Source organism: Leptothrix sp. (in: b-proteobacteria) (assembly GCF_965250675.1).
Taxonomy (GTDB): domain Bacteria; phylum Pseudomonadota; class Gammaproteobacteria; order Burkholderiales; family Burkholderiaceae_C; genus Sphaerotilus.
The window spans coordinates 84,910-105,945 of sequence record NZ_CBDFPH010000008.1 but is presented as its reverse complement, the minus strand read 5'-3'; the positions used below and the strand labels follow the sequence as shown (position 1 = coordinate 105,945).

The following is a 21,036-nucleotide window of genomic DNA, read 5'->3' as shown; positions in this document are numbered from 1 at the left end:
TTTATCTAGTTCAATCAAACCACACTTTCATTTTTTGTCTAGCCTGCTCCTTTATTTCTTCAGTGATGTGTATTGCAACGGTTGCAGTGGCTGCCGCGAGAGCTCCGAGGTCATCAGTGAATCCCGCGACGGGGATAGCATCAGGAATTGCATCAACTGGAAGAATGAAGTAAGCCAGCGCTCCATATATTACAGTTTTGGCCCAAGTAGGAGTTTTTTCGTCTTGGGCTGTGTAGTAAAGACAAAGTGCTTTTTCGATGACTTCTGCGCCTGCTTTTTTTGCGAAGCTTTTGATTTTTTCCCAAAAACCGTCGTCATTAATTGATTCTGACATAATTTTGTTCCAAGCTAGTTTATAGATTGAATTTAATTTGCTCAATCTGGAAAATTTTGTGTTGGGTTTTGATCTGATTTTATTAGTTGCTGGCCCTTGTGATTGACTGATGGTTATGTATTAAAAAATTTAGATCGAATAAATTCAATTCTTCCAATTTTCTCTCTGTTCAGCTTGCTCCCGCAACGCGTACATTTTATAGGTCCAAAAAATACATCGCTGCGCTGCTCAATCGTTGTCGTCCACTGACAAGTCGGACACGTGAATTTCATGAATCGATGAACGGGGCGAACTGGCATATCGATTTACTCTATTGGATGGATTCAGTCGGAATCCGGAATCTGCTTCCTGATGATCGAAAGCAACATCGTCCCCAGTCCCATTGCGCCGAAAATGGCCCAGCCCGTGTTGGCTTCACCCAGGATGAAATAAAGCCCGAGGAAGCACAGGCTGTAGATGATGAAGATGGCGGCGATGGCCAGTCCGATGGTGAAGATGAAGCTCAAGGCGATGAGTTGAATACCCAGAAAGAGCAGCCACATCACGCCGCCGCCAAGCAGCATCAAAAGTGCATAACCCATTTCAACGTGCCTCCAGATAGTTGGTCAGTTGCGCATCCACTTCGGCCTGCAGGCCTTCCGGGCTGATGATGCGGACGTTGGGGATCCAGTAGCGCACGATGGGCCGGATCTGGTCGGGGTGGGCGACTTTGCCGGAGACGAGGATGCCACCGTCTGCCAGTTCCTTCTCGATCACCTGGCCGGCGATGAGTTTGCGGCGGCGGAAATAGCCGGCGGCTTCCTTGGCGACTTTCAGGACGATTTCGGTTTTTTTCTCGTTGAGCCAGATGCTGTCTTCGTCGAGCAGCAACTGCTCGATGTGCGGCGAGCGCTCGAAGGTGCTGCCGGTCAGCACCAGGCGGTCCATCTTGCTGAAGGTGTAGGCCTTGAGTTTTCCGTCATCCATGCAGGCCAGATACCAGACGCCGCTGTGGTTGATGAGCTTGTAGGGCTCGGCGTCGGTGTAGCTTTTGACGGCTTCTTTTTTCTGGTAGCTGAAGCAGATTTTCTGACGGCTCAGAATGGCCTGTTCAATCTGTTTGAAGAGGTGGGTCTTGTCGCCCAGTTCTTCGTAATGGTGGCCTTTGACCAGCAGGGCCGATTCGATGCGGCTGTCGAGCAGGTCGCGCAGGAAGTCGTTGCTCAGTGCAGGGTACAGGCGCTGAATGCCGGCGAGGCAGGCGAATCTTTCCAAGTCGTGGTAGTGGAGTTTCCCCAGGTAGCGGGGTTCGAGCCAGTAGTTGCCGTCGGATTTCTCCAGCGGCAGGTAGGCGAAGCGGTCGCTCAGGTCGCGCTGGATGGTGCGCAGGCTGACGTTGAACTCTTGCGCCAGCGCGTGCGGCTCCAGCTTGTCGCCCTGGTTGAGTCGGACGAGTATCTGCGTCAGTCGATAGGCGAGCGTGTCGTGATCGGCGCGAATAGGCATGAGTCGTCCGCGCGGGAAACCCCGAACGCAGGTTCAAGAATCAACACAAGGTGACGAAATCTGGCCCTGTGTTATTTTTTTGGGTGCCAGACATTTGCTGAATTTTTCAATGCTGGAGAGTAAACAGCGATCACGACAGGTGGTGTCGTAGGGGCTTTTGATTCGTTAAATAAGTCACGGACGGTCGCGCCGCGACTTGATATGCGTCTAGTTGACGGGCCGGGACTGGTGTGTGTTCGTGCGTTCGTACCGGCTGGGCAAGAAAAAAGCCGACGCGGCGGTCGGCTTTTTCTGGGTGGGCGACGCGCAGGCGTCGCGGTGTCGCGTGGTCTTACCGCACCCGCTGCGCCAGCTCGCCGCTGGCGTACTTCTGGGCGATCACCGTCAGTGGCAGGCCCTGGATGCGGCTGCCCTGGCCTTCGCAGCCGAACTCCAGGTAGCGCTGCTTGCAGATCGCCTGGGCGGCGGCGCGGGCGGGCTTGAGCCACTCGCGGGCGTCGAACTTGTCGGGGTTCTCGAACATGAACTTGCGCACCGCGCCGGTCATGGCCAGGCGGATGTCGGTGTCGACGTTGATCTTGCGCACGCCGTGCTTGATGGCTTCCTGGATTTCCTCGACCGGCACGCCGTAGGTCTGTTTCATCTGGCCGCCGTACTGGTTGATGATGGCCAGCAAGTCTTGCGGCACGCTCGACGAGCCGTGCATCACCAGGTGGGTGTTGGGCAGGCGGGCGTGGATTTCCTTGACGCGGTAGATCGCCAGGATGTCGCCGGTGGGCTTGCGGGTGAACTTGTAGGCGCCGTGGCTGGTGCCGATGGCAATCGCCAGTGCGTCGAGCTGGGTGGCCTGAACGAAGATGGCGGCCTCTTCCGGATCGGTCAGCATCTGGCTGTGATCGAGCTTGCCTTCGGCGCCGATGCCGTCTTCCTCGCCGGCTTCACCGGTTTCCAGGTTGCCCAGGCAGCCCAGTTCGCCTTCGACGGTGACGCCGACCTTGTGGGCCATATCGACCACTTTGCGGGTCACTTCGACGTTGTAGTCGAACGAAGCCGGCGTCTTGCCGTCTTCGCGCAGCGAGCCGTCCATCATCACCGAGCCGAAGCCGAGGTCGATCGCGCCCTGGCAGACCTTGGGGCTGGTGCCGTGGTCCTGGTGCATGACCAGCGGGATGTGCGGATAGGCTTCGGCGGCGGCCTGGATCAGGTGCTTGATGAAGGGCTCGCCAGCGTATTTGCGGGCGCCGGCGCTGGCCTGAAGGATGACGGGCGCGCCAACCTCGTCGGCAGCGGCCATCACGGCCTGGACCTGTTCGAGGTTGTTGACGTTGAAGGCCGGGATGCCGTAGCCGTATTCGGCTGCGTGGTCCAGCAGTTGTCGCATCGAGACGAGAGCCATGGGAGAACCTCAGAGGAGAGTGAATGAATCCGGTGCACGCGGTTCATCACCCTCCTTCGCTGCCCTGCCGTCAGGCCAGATGAGATGAAACCGCGTTGTAACTCCACGGATTCTAGGGTTCTCCGAAGGGCTGTTGGCTGACGCCGACTCCCTTATTCAGGCGTATTGCATCTGAGTTACAGACTTGCATCAACCTCCGACACGGCAGACCTTGAGCATGTTGGTGCCGCCCGGATAGCCCATCGGCTCGCCGCAGGTGATGGCGTAGGTGTCGCCCGGCTTGAGCGCGCCGGAGTCGACCAGCAGCTTTTCGGCGGCGGCCAGCGCGGTGTCGCGGTCATCGAACTTGGCCATCAGCACCGGGCGCACGTTGCGGTAGAGCGCCATGCGACGCTCGGACAGCGCCTGCGTGGTCAGCGCGTAGATCGGCACGTCGATCTGGTAGCGGCTCATCCACAGCGCGGTCGAGCCGGACTCGGTCAGCGCCAGGATGGCTTTGCAGCCCAGGTGGTGCGCCGTGAACAGCGCGCCCATGGCGATCGACTGGTCGATGCGCACGACCTTCTTGCTGGTGAAGTCGGCGTCCAGACGCAGTTCTTCGGCCGCTTCGGCGGCCATGGCGATGGCGGCCATCTGCTCGACGGTCTCGACCGGATACTTGCCGGCGGCGGTTTCGGCCGACAGCATGACGGCGTCGGTGCCGTCGAGCACGGCGTTGGCCACGTCGGACACTTCAGCACGGGTGGGCACCGGCGCCAGGATCATCGACTCCATCATCTGCGTGGCGGTGATGGTGATCTTGTCGAGCGCACGCGCCATGCGGATCATGCGTTTCTGCAGCGCCGGCACTGCGGCGTTGCCGACCTCGACCGCCAGGTCGCCCCGCGCGACCATGATGCCGTCGCTGGCCTTCAGGATCGAGTCGAGCAGCGGAATCGCCTCGCTGCGCTCGATCTTGGCGATCATGCCGGGCTTGTGGCGCCACGGCTCGCCGGCCACGTTGGCCAGCTGGCGCGCCATTTCCATGTCGGTGGCGTTCTTCGGGAACGACACGGCCAGGTATTCGCACTGGAAGGACATCGCGGTCTTGATGTCGTCCATGTCCTTGGCGGTCAGGGCCGGCGCGGTCAGACCGCCGCCCTGCTTGTTGATGCCCTTGTTGTTGGACAGCTCGCCGCCGACCTTGACGAGGGTGTGGACTTCCTCGCCGCGCACGGCGTCGACCGTCAGCACGATCAGGCCGTCGTTGAGCAGCAGCGTGTCGCCGGGTTTGACGTCGCGCGGCAGTTCCTTGTAGTCGAGGCCGACGCCGCTCAGGTCGCCCAGCTCGGTGCGCGCGGCGTCCAGCACGAAGTGCGTGCCGTTCTCCAGCATGACACGGCCTTCGGCGAACTTGCCGACGCGGATCTTGGGGCCCTGCAGGTCAGCCATGATGGCGACCGGCTTGCCGACCTTGCGCGCCACTTCGCGCACGAGGTTGGCGCGGTCGATGTGGTCCTGGGCCTTGCCGTGGCTGAAGTTCAGCCGCACCACGTCGACACCGGCGCGGATCATGCGTTCCAGCACCGCCGGGTCCGAGGAAGCAGGGCCGAGGGTGGCGACGATCTTGGTATGGCGGGGCATGCGGTGCTCTCCTGGATTGATAAGGCGCCCGCGTCAGGCCCCAGTCAGGGCCAGGTTGCAACGATGTTGCAGGGCGGGCGCCGGATTATCTGCCTCAGGGGGAACAGCGCAGTTACGAAACAACCCGTAGCGCGCGACGCCCCCGCCTTGATCGCTGCCTGAGGGCCGGTCAGCGGCGCGTGGCCGCCGCGTCCGCCACCGCCAGCGCGGTCATGTTGACCACCCGGCGCATGGTGGCCGACGGCGTCAGGATGTGCACCGGTGCGGCCGCGCCCAGCAGCATCGGCCCGACCGTGACGCCCTTGCCCGACGTGACCTTGAGCACGTTGAACAGGATGTTGGCCGCGTCGATGTTGGGCAGCACCAGCACGTTGGCGGCGCCGGTGAGCGTGCTCTCGGGCAGCACGGCGGTGCGGATCTTCTCCGACAGGGCCGCGTCGCCGTGCAGTTCGCCGTCGCACTCGATGTCGGGGTTGCGGGCCACGAACAGGTCGCGCGCCGCGCGCATGCGCTTGGCCGAGGCGCGGCTGGACGAGCCGTACATCGAGTGCGACAGGAACGCCACCTTGGGCGGCACGCCGAAGCGGCGCACTTCCTCGGCCGCCATCTGGGCGATCTCGGCCAGTTCCTCGGCGCTGGGCTGCTCGTTGATGAAGGTGTCGGTGATGAAGAGGTTGTGCTCCTCCAGCATCAGCGCGTTCATGGTGGCCATCACCTTGGTGCCGGCGCGCGCGCCGATGACGGCCTGGACGTGCTCGAAGTGGCTGTCATAGCGGCCGTGCAGGCCGCACAGCATCGCGTCGGCGTCGCCGCGCTTGAGCAGCAGGGCCGAGATCAGCGTGGTCGAGCGCCGCACCGCCGCCTTGGCCGCCTCCACCGAGACGCCGTCGCGGCCCATGATGCGGTGGTAGTCCTCCCAGCAGGCGCGGAAGCGCGGATCGTCCTCGGGGTTGACCACCTCGAAGTCCACGCCCGGCTTCAGGCGCAGGCCGGCGCGGTCGATGCGCATCTCGATCACCGCCGGGCGGCCGACCAGGATCGGCTTGGCCAGGCCTTCGGCCAGCACCGCCTGCACGGCGCGCAGCACGCGCTCGTCTTCACCCTCGGCGTAGACCACGCGGGCGGGGGCGCGCTTGGCGGCGGCAAACACCGGGCGCATGAACATGCCGGTCTGGTAGACGTAGCGGGTCAGCGACTCGCGGTAGGCGTCCAGGTCGGTGATCGGGCGGGTGGCCACGCCGGATTCGGCCGCGGCCTGGGCCACGGCGGGCGCGATGCGCAGGATCAGGCGGGCATCGAACGGCTTGGGAATCAGGTACTCGGGGCCGAACTTCAGCTCCTGGCCGGCGTAGGCGGCGGCCACTTCGTCGCTGGTTTCTTCCTTGGCCAGCGCGGCGATCTCGCGCACGCAGGCCAGCTTCATCGCCTCGGTGATGGTGGTGGCGCCACAGTCCAGCGCACCTCGGAAGATGTACGGGAAGCACAGGACGTTGTTGACCTGGTTCGGGTAGTCCGAGCGGCCGGTGGCGATGATGCAGTCCGGCTTGGCCGCGCGCGCCAGCTCGGGGCGGATCTCGGGTTCCGGGTTGGCCAGCGCCAGGATGATGGGCTGGTCGGCCATGGTGGCGACCATCGCGGTGGTCAGCACGCCGGCGGCCGAGCAGCCCAGGAACACATCCGCGCCGCGGATCGCGTCCGCCAGCGTCACGTCGGCAGTCTTCTGGCAGTAGCGTTGCTTGGACTCGTCGAGCTTGCCCGCTTCCACGTCGGCCCGGCCGGCGCGGATCACGCCCTTGGAGTCGCAGACGAAGATGTTGCCGATGGCCACGCCCAGGCCGACCATCAGGTCCAGGCAGGCAATCGCCGCCGCACCGGCGCCCGACACCACCAGCTTGATGTCGCCGATGGGCTTGCCCACCAGCTCCAGGCCGTTGAGCAGCGCCGCGCCCGAGATGATGGCCGTGCCGTGCTGGTCGTCATGGAAGACGGGGATCTTCATGCGCTCGCGCAGCTTCTTCTCGATGTAGAAGCACTCGGGCGCCTTGATGTCCTCGAGGTTGATGCCGCCCAGCGTGGGCTCCAGCGCCGCGATGATGTCGACCAGCTTGTCCGGATCGTTCTCGGCCAGCTCGATGTCGAACACGTCGATGCCGGCAAATTTCTTGAACAGGCAGCCCTTGCCCTCCATCACCGGCTTGCTGGCCAGCGGGCCGATGTTGCCCAGGCCGAGCACGGCGGTGCCGTTGGTGACCACGCCGACCAGGTTGGCGCGCGAGGTGTACTCCACCGCCAACGCCGGGTCTTCTTCAATCGCCAGGCAGGCATAGGCCACGCCGGGCGAGTACGCCAGCGACAGGTCGCGCTGGTTCATCAGCGGCTTGAGCGGCGTGACGGCAATCTTGCCGCGCACCGGCGAGCGGTGGTATTCCAGCGCGGCGTCGCGCAAAGCCTGTTCGGCGGGGGTGAGGGGGGCAGACATGCGGGGGATGCTCCTGGGCAGTTATTCGTGACGCGCACTGCGGTGTCCACAGTGCGGGTCGCGAAGATTACAGCCCGGGTACAGGCCCACTGTTGCGGGAAATACGCGCCCAGCTTGAAAACCCCGGTTTCATGAACGGGAGGCCGGGGTGTCATGCACAAGTGGCATGACGTCAGGTTGGTGTCAGACGGCGATCAACCCGCCGCGCGCTTCTCCAGAATCTCGAACGCCGGCAGCGTCTTGCCTTCGAGCACCTCCAGGAAGGCGCCGCCGCCGGTGGAGATGTAGCCCACGTCCTTTTCGATACCGTACTTGGCAATCGCTGCCAGCGTGTCGCCGCCGCCGGCGATGCTGAAGGCGTCGCTGTCGGCAATCGCGCGGGCGACGGTTTCGGTGCCGTGGGCGAAGGCGTCGAACTCGAACACGCCGACCGGGCCGTTCCAGACGATGGTGCCGGCCGCCTTCAGCTGCGCGGCCAGGATGGCGGCGGTCTGCGGGCCGATGTCGAGGATCAGGTCGTCGTCGGCCACGTCGGTGGCGGCCTTGACGGTGGCTTCAGCCGTGGGCGAGAAAGTCTTGGCGCAGACCACGTCGACGGGGATCGGCACGGCCGCGCCACGGGCCTTCATGGCGTCGATCACGGCGCGGGCTTCACCGACCAGGTCCGGCTCGGCCAGGCTCTTGCCGATCTTCAGGCCGGCGGCCAGCAGGAAGGTGTTGGCGATGCCGCCGCCGACGATCAGGCCGTCGACGTTGGCCGACAGCGCCTTCAGGATGGTCAGCTTGGTGCTGACCTTGCTGCCGGCGACGATGGCGACCAGCGGGCGCTTCGGGTGCGCCAGGGCCTTGCTGATGGCGTCGATCTCGGCCGACAGCAGCGGGCCGGCGCAGGCCACGGGCGCGAACTGGGCGATGCCGTAGGTCGTGCCCTCGGCGCGGTGGGCGGTGCCGAAGGCGTCGTTGACGAAGATGTCGCACAGCGCGGCCATCTTCTTGGCGAGTTCTTCGTTGTTCTTCTTCTCGCCCTTGTTGAGGCGGCAGTTCTCCAGCATCACCAGCTGGCCGGGCTCGACCGTGACGCCATCCACCCAGTGGGCGACGACCGGGATCTCGCGGCCCATCAGTTCGCCCATGCGCTTGGCGACCGGCGCCAGGCTGTCGGCGGGCTTGAACTCGCCTTCGGTCGGGCGGCCCAGGTGGCTGGTGACCATCACGGCGGCGCCGGCCTTCAGCGCCATCTCGATGCACGGAATGCTGGCGCGGATGCGGGTGTCTTCGGTGATGGCGCCGGCGTCGTCCTGCGGCACGTTGAGGTCGGCGCGGATGAACACACGCTGGCCCGCCACCTGGCCGGCGGCGATGAGGTCTTGGAGGCGAAGAATCTTCATGGGTATCGTTCCAGTGCAGTCAAGAAAAGGGAAAGAAAAGAGGGCGGCTCACCAGCCCAGGCCGATGCGCAGCGGCAGAAACACCAGCATGCCGACCACGATGGTGCCCAGAATGCCGCGCTGCCAGAAGAAGTAGGCCGCAGCGGCCACGGCGCCGGCCAGACGTGCGTCGGCGAGTGTCTGCAGCAGCCGGCCCTGGGTCAAGAACACATCGGGAACCACAATCGCGGCCAGCGCGGCCAGCGGCGCGTATTGCAACGCCCGCTTGACCCAGGCGGGCAGCGGCCAGTCGCGGTTGGGCAGCAGGAAGAAACTGCGCGTCAGCACGGTGATGAGCGCCAGGCCGACGATGACGAGGGCGGTTTCCAACTCGCTCATGGGGCCGACTCCGGGGCCGAGCGCTGCCGGGCGACGCTCTCCATCATCAGCCCGGCGGCCACGGCCGCAGCCACCGCGACGACGATGTTGAGCTTGTACGGCAGTGCAAACGCCGCCACTGCCGCGAGCGACGCCACTGCAGCGCTGACCCAGGTGGCGCGGTTGACCAGCAGTGAGCAGGTCAGCCCCAGCAGCGCCAGCGTACCGGCAAATCCCAGGCCCCAGGCGGGCGGCACGGCGTCGGCCAGCACGATGCCAGCCACCGACGGCACCTGCCAGCCCAGCCACAGCACGACGATGCCGCCGATCAGGTATTGCAGCTGGCCGGCCTGCGGCCTGGGTTCGGGCCAGGCGTGGGTGAACATCGCCAGGTTCATGTCGGCGGCCAGGTAGCTCAGCAGCACGCGCCGGTGGCGCGGCTGGCCGCCGAAGTAGGCGCGCCACTGCACGCTGTAGATCACGAAGCGCAGGTTGACGACGAAGGCGGTGAGCCAGATCACCCAGGCCGGCGCGTGGGCGGCGATCAGTGGCAGCGAGGCCAGCTGCGAGCTGCCGGCAAACACGATCAGGCTCATCAGCAGCGCCAGCGGCACGCTCAGGCCGCTCTTGACCATGGCCACGCCGGTGACCAGCCCCCAGGCGGCGATGCCCGGCAGCATGGGCAGCATGTCCTGCAGGCCGCGAAGGAAGTGCGGATCGCGGCGCAGGTGCCGCCAGCGCTGGCGGAGGGTGGGGGCGGGCGGAGGCATCGGGCGATTGTCCCATCGGCCTGCGCCGGGGACGACCCGCTGCTGCGTCAGTTCACGTCAGTGGGTCGTGGCGGCGCGTGCCGGCTTGGCAGCGGCGTGGCCGGCGGCGGGCTTCTCGACGGGGTCGGCCGATTCGCCGGAGGCGTGGGCCTCGGGCTTGGCGGTGGTGGGCGCCTCTTCGCCTTCGGCGGCGGAGGCGGCCGCTGCAGGCGGCTTGGGGCTCTTGCGCGGGATCACGGGCACGACGCCTTCGATCTTGTTGTCGCGCATGTACTGGTCCATTTCCAGCCAGCCGGCGTAGACCGCGGCCTTGGACGCCTTGGTGTTGAGGGTGTAGCAGTCCTCGATGGCACGCATGGCGTGGCGGCAGGCGCTGCCGGTGGCCTTGCCCTCTGCTTCCTTGCGCGCGGCGGTGGCCGTGCCGGTTTCGATGCCCAGCACGTCGCAGCCGGTGAGCAGGGCGGTGACGGACAACAGAATCAGCAGGGGGCGGGCGCGCATGGTGGTCAGGCTCGGAAGGGTTGAAAAACCAGGTTCTGAGCGTTGTATCGGCGCGCGCCGCCGGAACTTGAGGGCTGATTCAGCCCAGCCGCGTGCCCACCGCCACCGGTTTGGCGTGCAGAAAGTCCGCCGCGCCCTGGCGCTTGCCGCCCGGGCGCTGCACCTGCAGCAGTTGCAGCGCGCCTTGGCCGCAGGCGACCACCCAGGCTTCAGGCGTGGCGCTCAGCACCTCGCCGGGCGTGGTGTGGGTGACATCGGCCCGGACATCGATATTCACCACGCGGGCGCTCCAGAGCTTGACGGCCTCGCCGCCCAGCTCGAAGTGCGCGCCGGGAAACGGGTCGAAGGCGCGCACGCGGCGTTCGATCTCGGCGGCCGGCAGCGTCCAGGCGATCGGTGCCTCGGCCTTGGCGATCTTGTGCGCGTAGGTGACGCCTTCAGCGGGCTGGGGCGTGGCCGCCAGCGTGCCGAGTTGCGCGAGCGCGGTGACGATCATGTCGGCACCCAGCGCAGCGAGCTTGTCGTGCAGCGTGGCGGTGCGGTCGTCGGGCGCGATCGGCAGCGACTCGCGCAGCAGCATCGCGCCGGTGTCCAGGCCGGCGTCCATCTGCATGAGGGTGATGCCGGTCTCAAGATCGCCGGCCTCGATGGCGCGGTGGATGGGCGCCGCCCCACGCCAGCGTGGCAGCAGCGAGGCGTGGATGTTGAGGCAGCCGTGGCGCGGCAGGTCCAGCACCCACTGCGGCAGGATCAGGCCGTAGGCGGCGACCACCAGCACGTCCAGGTCGGCGGCTTGCAGCGCGGCCTGTGCGGCGGCGGCTTCAGCGGGGTATTTGCCATCAAGCCGCAGGCTGGTGGGCTGTGCTACCGGGCAGCCTGCGGCCAGCGCGGTCTGCTTGACCGGCGAGGGCTGCAGCTTCATGCCGCGGCCGGCCGGGCGATCCGGCTGGGTCAGCACCAGCGGTACGGTGCAGGGCAGGCGGTCGCCGGCGGCCAGGATGCGCGCGAGCGCCGCAGCCGCAAATTCCGGCGTGCCGGCGAAGCCGATGCGCAGCGGGGTCAATCCGCGTCCCCGTCGCGTTCGCGCTTGAGCAGCTTGCTGCGGATGCGGTTGCGCTTGAGCGGCGACAGGTATTCGACGAAGACCTTGCCCAGCAGGTGGTCCATCTCGTGCTGCACGCAGACGGCGAGCAGTTCCTCGGCCTCGAACTGGTAGGGCTGGCCGTTGCGGTCCAGGGCTTCGACCGTGACGCGGGCGTGGCGCTCGACCTTGTCGTAGATGCTGGGCACCGACAGGCAGCCCTCGTCGCCGACGATGAACTCGGCGCTGGCCTGCACGATGCGCGGGTTGATCAGCACCAGCGGGTCGCTGCGGTCTTCGGAGACGTCGATGACCAGCACGCGCTCGTGCACGTCGACCTGGGTGGCAGCCAGGCCGATGCCGCGCGCTTCGTACATGGTGTCGAACATGTCATCGACCAGCCGCTGGATGCGGGCGTCGACCGCCGCCACGGGTTTGGCCACTTTGTTGAGGCGGGGGTCGGGATAGCGAAGGATATTGAGCAAGCTCATGATGCAAGCGGCGTGTAAAAGTAAGACCCCTGCCGGGCGCAAACAATGCGGGCTGGCAGGCTGTGGACGGTGGCAGAATTTAAAAACGATTTTCGCGCAGGTCCGGTGAGGCCTTGCGGGCCCAGACCGGAGTTGTTCCCATGATCCTGTGCCACCGCCTCCGCGCCCTGGCTTTGCGCGCTCCCCGCCTCTCGGGCTGGGCCGTCGGTCTGGCCCTGCTGGCGACGACGTGGCCTGCGGCGCACGCTGCTCCCAATTATCCCGTCACCGAAGGCCAGCGCGGCACTGCGCGCCAGGTGGCGCAAGCGGGCGTGCCGCTGTCGGAGCTGGCGCCCAACGCGCCTGATTCGTACACCGTCAAGCGCGGCGACACGCTGTGGGACATCTCCAAGATCTTCCTGCGCAGCCCGTGGCGCTGGCCCGAGCTGTGGGGCATGAACCTCGACCAGATCCGCAACCCGCACCTGATCTACCCGGGCCAGCTGCTGGTGCTGGTCAAGGTCGACGGCCGGGCGCGGCTGGAACTGGCGCGCGAGGTGGGCGGCAGCACGCTCAAGCTCGCGCCGCGTGCCCGCACCGAAGGGCTGGATCGCGGCCCGATCAGCGCCGTGCCGCTGCACCTGATCCAGCCCTTCCTGAACGAGGCCGTGGTGCTGGAGAGCGACGAGCTGGAGCGCGCGCCGCGCATCATCGCCGGCCGCGAAGGCCGCGTGCTGCTGGGCAAGGGCGACGTGGCCTATGTGCGCGGCGAGTTGCCGCCCCGGCGCGACTGGCAGATCTTCCGCCGCCCGACCGCGCTGCACGACCCGGTCACGAACGAGGTGCTCGGCTACGAGGCCGTGCACGTTGGCAGCGCCGAATACGTGCGCCCCGGCCAGACCAACACCGACGCCCAGGGCCGCGACGAGGTCGTGCCCGCCACCTTCAACCTGACCGCGCTGCGCCAGGAAGCCGGCGTGGGCGACCGGCTGGCTGCCGCGCCGCCTCGTGACGACGCCGCCTACGTGCCGCACGCGCCGGCCAACCCGGTCGACGGCCGGGTGGTGTCGATCTACGGCCAGGGCCGCAACGCCGGCCAGTACCAGATCGTCGCCATCAACCGGGGCAAGCAGGACGGCATCGAGCGCGGCCACGTGCTGGCGCTGTGGCGTGCCGGCCAGAGCGTGACCGACCGCGAAGACCTCGCCCGCACGCCCGTGCGCCTGCCCGACGAGACCAACGGGCAGATGTTCGTCTTCCGTGTCTTCGACCGCGTGTCCTACGCGCTGATCCTGACCGCGCTGACGCCGGTGCAGGCCGGCGACCGCTACTCCCAGCCCTGAACGGCCAGGGCCGGGCGATGCAGCACGCTGAACTCGCCGCCTGGCTTCATCTGCTCGAAACCCCCGGTGTCGGCCGGCTGACCGCACGGCGCCTGCTCGCGGCGTTCGGCAGCCCGGCCACGGTGCTGGCCGCGAGCCGGGCAGCGCGGGCGGCGGTGGTCGATGCCGCCGTGGCCGCGCGCCTCGACATGCCGCCCGAAGGCCACGCCGCCCTGGTCGAGCGCACCGAGCAATGGCAGGCCGAGGCACCGCAGCGGCACCTGCTGGCGCTGGGCGACGCGGCCTACCCCGAGCGCTGGCTGAACCTGGCCGACCCGCCGCTGCTGGTCTACGCCATCGGCCAACTCGACCTGCTGCAGCGTCCGGCGGTGGCGATGGTTGGCAGCCGCAACCCGACGCCGCAGGGGCTGGAAAACGCGCGCAGCTTTGCCACTGCGCTCAGCCGCGAGGGCATCACCGTGGTGTCAGGGCTGGCGCTGGGCATTGACGGCGCGGCGCACGAAGGCGCACTCGACGGCCCCGGCAGCAGCATCGCCGTGATCGGCACCGGCCTGGACCGCGTCTACCCGCGCAGCCACCTGGCGCTGGCGCGGCGGCTGGGCGAGCACGGCCTGCTGTTGAGCGAATACGCGCTGGGTACGCCACCGCTGGCGCCGAACTTTCCGCAGCGCAACCGCATCATCGCGGCACAGGGCGCCGGCACGCTGGTGGTGGAGGCGACGCTGCAGTCCGGCTCGCTCATCACCGCCCGACTGGCCGCCGAGATCGGGCGCGAGGTCTTCGCCATTCCCGGCTCGATCCACAACCCGCAGTCGCGCGGCTGCCACGCGCTGATCCGCCAGGGCGCCAAGCTGGTCGAGAGCATGCAGGACGTGCTCGAAGAGCTGCACCTGGCCTTGCCGTCAACGCCCGTGGTGCCGCTGCGGACTGCGCGGCGGGCGCCTGTGGCGGAAGCCGCACCATCGCCTGCCGCTGTGGATAACTCGTCACCCGACGATGCGCCGGATGGCTACACCGACCCGGTGCTGCAGGCGCTCGGCTGGAGCCCGGCCACGCTCGACGTACTGCAGGTGCGCACCGGCTGGGGCGCGTCGGCGTTGAGCGTGCGCCTGCTGGAGCTGGAGTTGTCGGGCCTCGTCACCCGCCAGCCGGGGCAGGTTTTTGCACGTCTGGCCACCACCTGAGCCCCTGTTTCAGCGGCGGGGCCGGCACAGGCCCTGGGGTATAGTGGTTTGATGTTCGACGTGCTTGTCTACCTCTACGAAAACTACTGGCGCCCTGACGCCTGCCCGGACCACGCGCAGCTGTCCAAGAAGCTGAGCGCGATCGGTTTCGAGACCGAGGAGATCGAGGACGCGCTGACCTGGCTCGACGGCCTGGCCGACGTGGTCGACTCCCACACCGGCGAGCAGAGTGCCCAGGCCATGCGCGTCTACACGCCCGCGGAGCAGGACCAGCTCGGCACGGCCTCGATCGCCTTCATCAGCTTCCTGGAATCCGCCGGCGTGCTGCCGCCGCCGATGCGCGAGATCGTGGTCGACCGTGCCATGGCCATTCCCGGCGCACCGGTGCCGCTGGAAGACCTCAAGATCATCGTGCTGATGGTGTTCTGGAGCCTGGGCGAGGAGCCGGACGCGCTCATCCTCGACGAGCTGTTCGTCGACGTCGAAGACCGCCTGATCCACTGACCGCGCACGGTCCGCGCGGCCGGTCAGTGTGACCTGTCAATGCAACAGGCGGGACGGGTCGGCGTCGAGCTTGGCCAGCGCGTCGCGCGTGGCACGCACGGTGAGCGATTCCTCTTCCACCGGCACCAGCAGGCCGGCCTGCAGAAACGCCGCCAGGCGGTGGTTCTGGAACATGATGCCGCGCCCTTGCGGCGTCACGAACACGCTGAACTGCTTGTGCATGCCCTGCCAGGCGAGCTGGACCGGCTCGTTGCGGCCCTGGTAGTCGAGCTTGAACCAGGCGCCGACCTGCAGGTTCTTGGCCCAGGCCAGGATGGCCGGCGTCGGCATGGAGCCGCCCTCGGCGATGACTTCCAGATCGCTGTTGCCCTCGCCCGAGAGGTCGCGCACCATCGATTCGTCGATCTCCAGCCCTTCGGCGTCGGGCAGCATTTCTTCGAGCGTCTCCAGCTGCATCATCAGCTCGTCGAGCCGCTCGCTCGGGATGGTGGCGGTGCGGGCCGAGAACGCTGCCTGCAGCGAGTTGTTGAGCGCCTGGATGTACTCGTTCTGCTTCTCGATCGGCACGTTGGCCAGGCCCATGCCCTCGCGCAGCTTCTTGAGCAGCGGCGGCAGGCGGCGGATGGCCTCGGAGCGTTCCTCGCGCGTGACCTTGGCGCTGGCCAGCCAGATCAGGTCGGCGGCGGCCTTCTGCATCAGCTTGGTCGCCTCGGTGGCCTGGCCGGACTTGACGGCGGTGGTCGCCAGCACGTCGGCCCAGACGTGGAACAGGAACTCGCGCACGCCTTCGTGCACCGGCACCTCGTTGAGCATCTTGCGCAGCTCGATGGTGTACTGGATCGCCAGCGTTTCGCGCTGCTCGATCTGCTGCGCCAGGCTCACGCCCTTGCTGCCGGCGGCGTGGGTGGTCTTGAAGTAGTTGTCGAGGAAGCGTTCGTACTCGGTCAGCACGGTCTGGAAGACGCGTCGGCCGGTGTCGGGGTAGGCCTCGACCACCTGCACCACGCGCTTGATTTCCTTCTCCATCGGCTCGCTGACGCCGGCGTTGCCACCGGCCTCGAAGCCCATCACGCAGGCGCCCATGCGGTCGATCAGCTTGCGCGCCGGGTGGTCGATGGTGGCGAAGAAGTCAGGCTCGACGATGGCCACGCGCAGCACCGGCATCTGCAGGCGCGCAAACCAGACGCGCACCGAGGCGGGAATGCGGTCCTCGGTCAGCACGCTCTGGAACATCAGCGCGACGATCTCGATCGTGGCGCGCTCGACCGGCGTGGTGGCCGCGTCCTTCAGTGCCTGCTTGCGCTGCTGCAACTCCTGCAGCAGCGCGGGCGTGTTGATGGCGCCGGTGCCTGCCCCGACGCCGCTGGCCAGACCGGCGGCACCGGGGCGCGATTGCGCCACCGTCTGCTGCGGGTCGAAGCGCAGCCGCACGGCGCTCTGCGCCTCGTTGATGGCCGCGCGCAATCCGGGCGATGCCGCGTGGGGCTGGGCGGCGGTCGAGCTGCTGAAGTCCGGAATCTGGCCGGCCACCAGCCGGTTGAGCCGGCCGAGCACGGCCTCGGCGCGCTCCATGGTGCGCATGAAGCCCGGCGAGCGCGTCATGAGCCGGGTCTCTTCCTGCACCTCGGCGCGCATGCCCAGCGTGCCGGCGCCCGAACCCAGCGTGCTGGCCGCGTTCTCGTGCGGCCTGCGGCTGCCGGCCGCTGAGGGCCGTGACGGCGGCAGGCCGGCGACTTCGGTCGGCGCGAACTGGTGGGCGTTCTGCTCGGTGGGGTGCAGCTGTTCGTGGCTCAGGCCGGTGGGCGTCGGGTAGCGCGGCGACGGGCCGGCGGCCGGTGGCTTGGCGGCCGGTGTCGCGCCTGCCGCCGGGTGCGAGCCCGTGCTGCCGGAGGCGCCTGACGCCCCGGATGCCGTGCCCGTGCCTGCTGCCGGGTGAGCGGTTGCACCGGTGCCGGACGTGGCGCCGGTGTCGCGGCTGCGGCGGATGAAGGGCCGCAGGTTGACCTCGGCGCAGACGTTCTGGCTGATCAGCCAGCGGTTGGTCTCGTGAAAGCCTTCATGCACCAGCGCGGCAAATTCCTCGTGCAGCATGGGCTGCGCGGTGCGCCAGTGCTCCAGCGTCAGCCCGGCGCTGCGCCAGCCGTCCACGGCGGCGCGCGCCAGCACGTGCGGACGCAGCACGTCGTTGGGCTCCATCTCCTCGCGGCGCTCCAGCGCCGACATGCGGTAGCGCAGGTCGGAGAACTCCCACGAGGCCTTGTCCATCATCGACAGCGCCAGGCGCGAGGCGACGATCTCCAGCTCGATCGTGTCGTCGTCGACCAGTGCCAGCTCGCTCGGCCGGGTGGCCATGCCGCCCTTGGACACCGGTGCGCCACCGGGCGGGGGCGACACCGCCAGCCGCAGCGCCTGCAGCACGCCCTGGTGCCAGGGGCTGGCCAGACGCGGCAGATCAAGCACCAGATCGCGGCGCTTGCTGAGCTGGTCGGGTGAGCCGACGCGGGTCATCAGGTTGCGCGAATCGTTGACCACGGCCTTGATGACGGTGGGCAACTCGCGTTGCAGCAACTCGAAGTAGAAACGCCGCGCCTGCGCAGCCAGGGCTGGGGAGTGAACGGCGGAGGCCATGTGCGTGGACTCTACACCCGCGTCAGACGACGGCGCCTGCGTTCGGATCATTCGGGTCGTGATCCTTGCGCGGGCCGCTGATGAGGTCTTCGCGCTTGACGCCGAGCCACATCGCGATGGCTGCCGCCACGAACACCGAGGAATAGATGCCGAACAGGATGCCGATGGTCAGCGCCAGCGCGAAGTAATGCAGCGTCGGGCCGCCGAACAGCAGCATCGACAGCACCATCATCTGCGTGCTGCCGTGGGTGATGATGGTGCGGCTCATCGTGCTGGTGATGGCGTGGTCGATCACCTCGGTGGTGCTCATCTTGCGGTAGCGGCGGAAGGCCTCGCGGATGCGGTCGAAGATCACCACCGACTCGTTGACCGAATAACCCAGCACCGCCAGCACCGCCGCCAGCACCGAGAGCGAGAACTCCCACTGGAAGAAGGCGAAGAAGCCCAGGATGATGATCACGTCGTGCAGGTTGGCGATGATGGCCGCAACCGCGAACTTCCACTCGAAGCGGATGGCGAGGTAGATCATGATGCCGATCACCACGAAGGCCAGCGCCTTGGCGCCGTCCTGCGCCAGTTCCTTGCCGACCTGCGGGCCGACGAATTCGCTGCGCGAGAGCTGCAGCGGTTCGGCGCTCTTGCCGTCGACGGTGGCTTCGCAGACCTGGCGGCTGATCGCCTCGCCCTTGTCGGTCGTGAACTGCTGGGTCGCCACCGTGCCGCCCTCGGCCGCGCACAGCTGCGTGAAGACCCGGCCGACCACCTCGGCCTGCTTGACGCCCTCGCGCAGCGGCAGGCGGATCAGCACGTCGCGCGAGGTGCCGAACTTCTGCACCTGCACTTCGCCGAAGTTCATGGCCTCGACGGTCGAGCGGATCTTGCCGATGTCGGCGCTCTGCGCGTAGGTGGTCTCGATCACCGTGCCGCCGGTGAACTCGATCGACAGGTGCAGCCCGCGCGAGAACAGGAAGAACACCGCCGCCGCAAAGGTCAGGAAGGAGATGACGTTGAAGGCCAGCGCATGCCGCATGAACGGGATGTCGCGCCGGAAGCGGAAGAATTCCATGATGTGAGTCCTTGCTACGGTGCGGGACGGGCGGCGCTCAGGCCTGGTCGCCCACGTGGGTTTGCACGGCCGTGCCGGTCGGGGCGCCGGCGTCGGGACGCCACACTTGGCCGATCGAGACCTTCTGCAGCTTCTTGGTGCGGCCGTACCAGAGGTTGACCAACCCGCGCGAGAAGAACACCGCCGAGAACATCGACGTCATGATGCCCAGGCAGTGCACCACCGCGAAGCCGCGCACCGGGCCGGAGCCGAAGGCCAGCAGTGCCACGCCGGCAATCAGCGTCGTGACGTTGGAGTCCATGATGGTGGCGAACGCGCGCTCGTAGCCGGCGTGGATCGCCATCTGGGGCGAGGCACCGGCGCGCAGCTCTTCGCGCACGCGCTCGTTGATCAGCACGTTGGCGTCGATCGCCATGCCCAGCACCAGCGCGATCGCGGCAATGCCCGGCAGCGTCAGCGTGGCCTGCATCATCGACAAGATCGCCACCAGCAGCAGCAGGTTCACGCCCAGCGACAGGGTCGAGAACACGCCGAACAGCAGGTAGTAGGCGCACATGAACACCGCGATGGCGACGAAGCCGTACAGCACGCTGTCAAAGCCCTTGGCAATGTTCTCGGCGCCCAGGCTGGGGCCGATCAGGCGCTCTTCGATGATCTCCATCGGCGCGGCCAGCGAGCCCGCGCGCAGCAGCAGCGCGGTGTCGGCCGACTCGGTGGGCGTCATCGCGCCCGAGATCTGCACCCGGCCGCCGCCGATTTCGCTGCGGATCACCGGCGCGGTCACGACCTCGCCCTTGCCCTTCTCGAACAGCAGGATGGCCATGCGCTTGCCGATGCTCTCGCGCGTGATGTCGCGGAAGATCCGCGCGCCGCGGGCGTCGAGCGTCAGGTGCACGGCGGGCTGCTGGTTGTCGTCGAAGCCGGCCTGCGCGTCGGTCAGGTTCTCGCCGGTCAGCAGCACCTGGCGCTTGACGATGATGGGGCGGCCGCCGCGCTCGTTGTACTTCTCGGTGCCGAAAGGCACCGGGCCGGCGCCGGTCACTGCGGCCTGCGCCTCGGTGCTGTCGTCGACCAGGCGCACTTCCAGCGTCGCGGTGCGGCCGATGATGTCCTTGGCCTTGGCCACGTCCTGCACGCCGGGCAGTTGCACGACCACGCGGTCGAGGCCCTGCTGCTGGATCACCGGCTCGGCCACGCCGAGTTCGTTGATGCGGTTGTGCAGCGTGTTGATGTTCTGCGTCACCGCCTGTTCCTGCACCTTGCGGGCGGCCACGGGCTTGAGGGTGCCGGTCAGCTTGAACTCGGTGGCATCGGCGCCGGGCGTCCATTGCAGGTCGGGCAGCTGCTCGTTGAGCAGTTGCAGCGCGCGGGTCTGGCCGTCGGCGTCGCGCAGGCGCAGCTCGACGGTCTCGCCGTTGCGGTTGATGCCGGCGTGGCGGATGTTCTTGTCGCGCAGCAGGCTGCGCATGTCGCCGGTGAGCGACTCGGCCTTCTTGGTCAGTGCCGCCTTCATGTCGACCTGCATCAGGAAGTGCACGCCACCGCGCAGGTCCAGGCCCAGGTACATCGGCATGGCGTGCAGTCCGCTCAGCCACTGCGGCGAGCGCGACACCAGGTTCAGCGCGACGATGTAGTCGGGGTTGGCCGCATCGGGGTTGAGGGCCTTGATGATCGCGTCACGCGCCTTGAGCTGCGTGTCGGTGTCGCCCAGCCGGGCACGGATCGACATGCCTTCGAGCTGGACGAAGTCCGGCTTGAGGCCGGCGGCGTCGAGCGCCTGGCGCACCTGCGGCAGCAGGTCGGACGTGACCTTGACGGTGGCGCGCGCGCTGGAGACCTGCACGGCCGGCGCTTCGCCGAAGAAATTGGGCAGGGTGTAGAGCAGACCCACCAGCACCGCAACGGCGAGGATCAGGTACTTCCACCAGGGGTAGCGGTTCATGGGCAGGTCGTCCTAGGGAACAGGGCCCGGCGGCCCGTTGACGGCCCGCAGCGGGAGACCACCTGCGCGTCGGAAGCCCAGGTGGCACAGGGAGAGAAGCTCTTACTTGATCGAGCCCTTGGGCAGCACTTGCACCACCGAGCTGCGCTGGCATTGCACTTCGACGCCGGTGGAGACTTCGATCGTCAGGATCGTTTCGGCGACCTTGGTGACCTTGCCCAGCAGGCCGCCGGCTGCGACCACTTCGTCGCCCTTGGAGACCGAATCCATCATGGCCTTGTGTTCCTTCTGGCGCTTCATCTGCGGACGGATCATGACGAAGTAAAGCACCACGAACATCAGCACGAGCGGCAGCATGCTCATCAATGACGAGCCGGCATCGGGGGTGGCAGCGGGGGCTTGCGCGTATGCGTTGGAAATGAACACCTTGGAGGCTCCTGGAGCGTGTAAGAAAAAGCGCCCGATTGTAGGCGGCGAGGGCCGCA

At 67.1% G+C, this 21,036-nt stretch carries 19 protein-coding genes; 3 read left to right on the top strand and 16 right to left on the bottom strand.

The genetic code is table 11. From position 1 onward, the window contains the following. Positions 1 to 10: 10 nt before the first annotated feature. From AC5IG3_RS09635 to def, 12 genes are all read right to left on the bottom strand, one after another. Entirely contained in the window at positions 11 to 334 is a 324-nt protein-coding gene (locus AC5IG3_RS09635; protein WP_491906080.1) for a YkvA family protein, read from the bottom strand. Between the two features lie 323 nt (positions 335 to 657). After that, positions 658 to 915: a hypothetical protein gene (locus AC5IG3_RS09630; RefSeq protein WP_491906079.1), complete on the bottom strand. Its 258-nt coding sequence runs from the start codon at positions 913 to 915 to the stop codon at positions 658 to 660. 1 nt (position 916) lies between these two features. Next, positions 917 to 1,819, bottom strand: coding sequence for a helix-turn-helix transcriptional regulator (locus AC5IG3_RS09625; protein WP_491906078.1), 903 nt, complete (start codon positions 1,817 to 1,819; stop codon positions 917 to 919). Between the two features lie 331 nt (positions 1,820 to 2,150). After that, entirely contained in the window at positions 2,151 to 3,215 is a 1,065-nt protein-coding gene (gene fba, locus AC5IG3_RS09620) for a class II fructose-bisphosphate aldolase (RefSeq protein WP_491906077.1), read from the bottom strand. Between the two features lie 189 nt (positions 3,216 to 3,404). Further along, positions 3,405 to 4,838, bottom strand: coding sequence for a pyruvate kinase (pyk, locus tag AC5IG3_RS09615; protein WP_491906076.1), 1,434 nt, complete (start codon positions 4,836 to 4,838; stop codon positions 3,405 to 3,407). Between the two features lie 169 nt (positions 4,839 to 5,007). Next, positions 5,008 to 7,317, bottom strand: coding sequence for an NADP-dependent malic enzyme (locus AC5IG3_RS09610; RefSeq protein WP_491906075.1), 2,310 nt, complete (start codon positions 7,315 to 7,317; stop codon positions 5,008 to 5,010). 194 nt (positions 7,318 to 7,511) lie between these two features. Then, the gene (locus AC5IG3_RS09605) at positions 7,512 to 8,705 is read right to left on the bottom strand and encodes a phosphoglycerate kinase (RefSeq protein ID WP_491906074.1); all 1,194 of its coding nucleotides are present in this window, start codon (positions 8,703 to 8,705) and stop codon (positions 7,512 to 7,514) included. Positions 8,706 to 8,753: 48 nt separating this feature from the next. Beyond that, positions 8,754 to 9,083, bottom strand: coding sequence for an AzlD domain-containing protein (locus tag AC5IG3_RS09600; protein WP_491906073.1), 330 nt, complete (start codon positions 9,081 to 9,083; stop codon positions 8,754 to 8,756). Further along, positions 9,080 to 9,832, bottom strand: coding sequence for an AzlC family ABC transporter permease (locus tag AC5IG3_RS09595; RefSeq protein ID WP_491906072.1), 753 nt, complete (start codon positions 9,830 to 9,832; stop codon positions 9,080 to 9,082). The genes AC5IG3_RS09600 and AC5IG3_RS09595 overlap by 4 nt, the downstream gene beginning before the upstream one ends. Before the next feature lie 57 nt (positions 9,833 to 9,889). After that, positions 9,890 to 10,333: a hypothetical protein gene (locus AC5IG3_RS09590; protein WP_491906071.1), complete on the bottom strand. Its 444-nt coding sequence runs from the start codon at positions 10,331 to 10,333 to the stop codon at positions 9,890 to 9,892. Between the two features lie 79 nt (positions 10,334 to 10,412). After that, positions 10,413 to 11,387: a methionyl-tRNA formyltransferase gene (fmt, locus tag AC5IG3_RS09585; protein ID WP_491906772.1), complete on the bottom strand. Its 975-nt coding sequence runs from the start codon at positions 11,385 to 11,387 to the stop codon at positions 10,413 to 10,415. Between the two features lie 5 nt (positions 11,388 to 11,392). Then, positions 11,393 to 11,905, bottom strand: a complete 513-nt coding sequence (def, locus tag AC5IG3_RS09580) for a peptide deformylase (protein ID WP_491906070.1) — start codon at positions 11,903 to 11,905, stop codon at positions 11,393 to 11,395. 140 nt (positions 11,906 to 12,045) lie between these two features. Between def and AC5IG3_RS09575 the strand changes: the two genes are divergently transcribed. Genes AC5IG3_RS09575 through AC5IG3_RS09565 form a run of 3 tightly spaced genes read left to right on the top strand, consistent with a single transcriptional unit; the run spans position 12,046 to position 14,915 of the window. Next, the gene (locus tag AC5IG3_RS09575) at positions 12,046 to 13,227 is read left to right on the top strand and encodes a LysM peptidoglycan-binding domain-containing protein (RefSeq protein WP_491906069.1); all 1,182 of its coding nucleotides are present in this window, start codon (positions 12,046 to 12,048) and stop codon (positions 13,225 to 13,227) included. Between the two features lie 17 nt (positions 13,228 to 13,244). Continuing rightward, a complete protein-coding gene (gene dprA / locus AC5IG3_RS09570) occupies positions 13,245 to 14,411 on the top strand; it encodes a DNA-processing protein DprA (RefSeq protein ID WP_491906068.1) in 1,167 nt (388 codons plus the stop codon). 51 nt (positions 14,412 to 14,462) lie between these two features. After that, positions 14,463 to 14,915, top strand: coding sequence for a Smg family protein (locus AC5IG3_RS09565; protein ID WP_491906067.1), 453 nt, complete (start codon positions 14,463 to 14,465; stop codon positions 14,913 to 14,915). 36 nt (positions 14,916 to 14,951) lie between these two features. Here AC5IG3_RS09565 and AC5IG3_RS09560 read toward each other — a convergent pair whose 3' ends face one another. From AC5IG3_RS09560 to yajC, 4 genes are all read right to left on the bottom strand, one after another. Continuing rightward, positions 14,952 to 17,543: a DUF1631 family protein gene (locus tag AC5IG3_RS09560; protein ID WP_491906066.1), complete on the bottom strand. Its 2,592-nt coding sequence runs from the start codon at positions 17,541 to 17,543 to the stop codon at positions 14,952 to 14,954. Positions 17,544 to 17,565: 22 nt separating this feature from the next. Then, positions 17,566 to 18,609: a protein translocase subunit SecF gene (gene secF / locus AC5IG3_RS09555; protein WP_491906065.1), complete on the bottom strand. Its 1,044-nt coding sequence runs from the start codon at positions 18,607 to 18,609 to the stop codon at positions 17,566 to 17,568. Between the two features lie 37 nt (positions 18,610 to 18,646). Continuing rightward, positions 18,647 to 20,551 (bottom strand): protein translocase subunit SecD, encoded by a 1,905-nt coding sequence (secD, locus tag AC5IG3_RS09550; protein ID WP_491906064.1) that lies wholly within the window; start codon positions 20,549 to 20,551, stop codon positions 18,647 to 18,649. A gap of 102 nt (positions 20,552 to 20,653) precedes the next feature. Next, the gene (gene yajC, locus AC5IG3_RS09545) at positions 20,654 to 20,977 is read right to left on the bottom strand and encodes a preprotein translocase subunit YajC (protein ID WP_491906063.1); all 324 of its coding nucleotides are present in this window, start codon (positions 20,975 to 20,977) and stop codon (positions 20,654 to 20,656) included. Positions 20,978 to 21,036 lie beyond the last annotated feature (59 nt).

Bases quoted from the DNA above. Each gene is read 5' to 3' on its own strand.
- AC5IG3_RS09575 (WP_491906069.1), top strand. From the start codon at position 12,046: ATGATCCTGTGCCACCGCCTCCGCGCCCTGGCTTTGCGCGCTCCCCGC.
- AC5IG3_RS09630 (WP_491906079.1), bottom strand. From the start codon at position 915: ATGGGTTATGCACTTTTGATGCTGCTTGGCGGCGGCGTGATGTGGCTG.
- secF (WP_491906065.1), bottom strand. From the start codon at position 18,609: ATGGAATTCTTCCGCTTCCGGCGCGACATCCCGTTCATGCGGCATGCG.
- AC5IG3_RS09560 (WP_491906066.1), bottom strand. From the start codon at position 17,543: ATGGCCTCCGCCGTTCACTCCCCAGCCCTGGCTGCGCAGGCGCGGCGT.
- AC5IG3_RS09635 (WP_491906080.1), bottom strand. From the start codon at position 334: ATGTCAGAATCAATTAATGACGACGGTTTTTGGGAAAAAATCAAAAGC.
- def (WP_491906070.1), bottom strand. From the start codon at position 11,905: ATGAGCTTGCTCAATATCCTTCGCTATCCCGACCCCCGCCTCAACAAA.
- dprA (WP_491906068.1), top strand. From the start codon at position 13,245: ATGCAGCACGCTGAACTCGCCGCCTGGCTTCATCTGCTCGAAACCCCC.
- AC5IG3_RS09600 (WP_491906073.1), bottom strand. From the start codon at position 9,083: ATGAGCGAGTTGGAAACCGCCCTCGTCATCGTCGGCCTGGCGCTCATC.
- AC5IG3_RS09590 (WP_491906071.1), bottom strand. From the start codon at position 10,333: ATGCGCGCCCGCCCCCTGCTGATTCTGTTGTCCGTCACCGCCCTGCTC.
- AC5IG3_RS09610 (WP_491906075.1), bottom strand. From the start codon at position 7,317: ATGTCTGCCCCCCTCACCCCCGCCGAACAGGCTTTGCGCGACGCCGCG.
- AC5IG3_RS09625 (WP_491906078.1), bottom strand. From the start codon at position 1,819: ATGCCTATTCGCGCCGATCACGACACGCTCGCCTATCGACTGACGCAG.
- fba (WP_491906077.1), bottom strand. From the start codon at position 3,215: ATGGCTCTCGTCTCGATGCGACAACTGCTGGACCACGCAGCCGAATAC.
- pyk (WP_491906076.1), bottom strand. From the start codon at position 4,838: ATGCCCCGCCATACCAAGATCGTCGCCACCCTCGGCCCTGCTTCCTCG.
- AC5IG3_RS09595 (WP_491906072.1), bottom strand. From the start codon at position 9,832: ATGCCTCCGCCCGCCCCCACCCTCCGCCAGCGCTGGCGGCACCTGCGC.
- AC5IG3_RS09565 (WP_491906067.1), top strand. From the start codon at position 14,463: ATGTTCGACGTGCTTGTCTACCTCTACGAAAACTACTGGCGCCCTGAC.
- AC5IG3_RS09605 (WP_491906074.1), bottom strand. From the start codon at position 8,705: ATGAAGATTCTTCGCCTCCAAGACCTCATCGCCGCCGGCCAGGTGGCG.
- secD (WP_491906064.1), bottom strand. From the start codon at position 20,551: ATGAACCGCTACCCCTGGTGGAAGTACCTGATCCTCGCCGTTGCGGTG.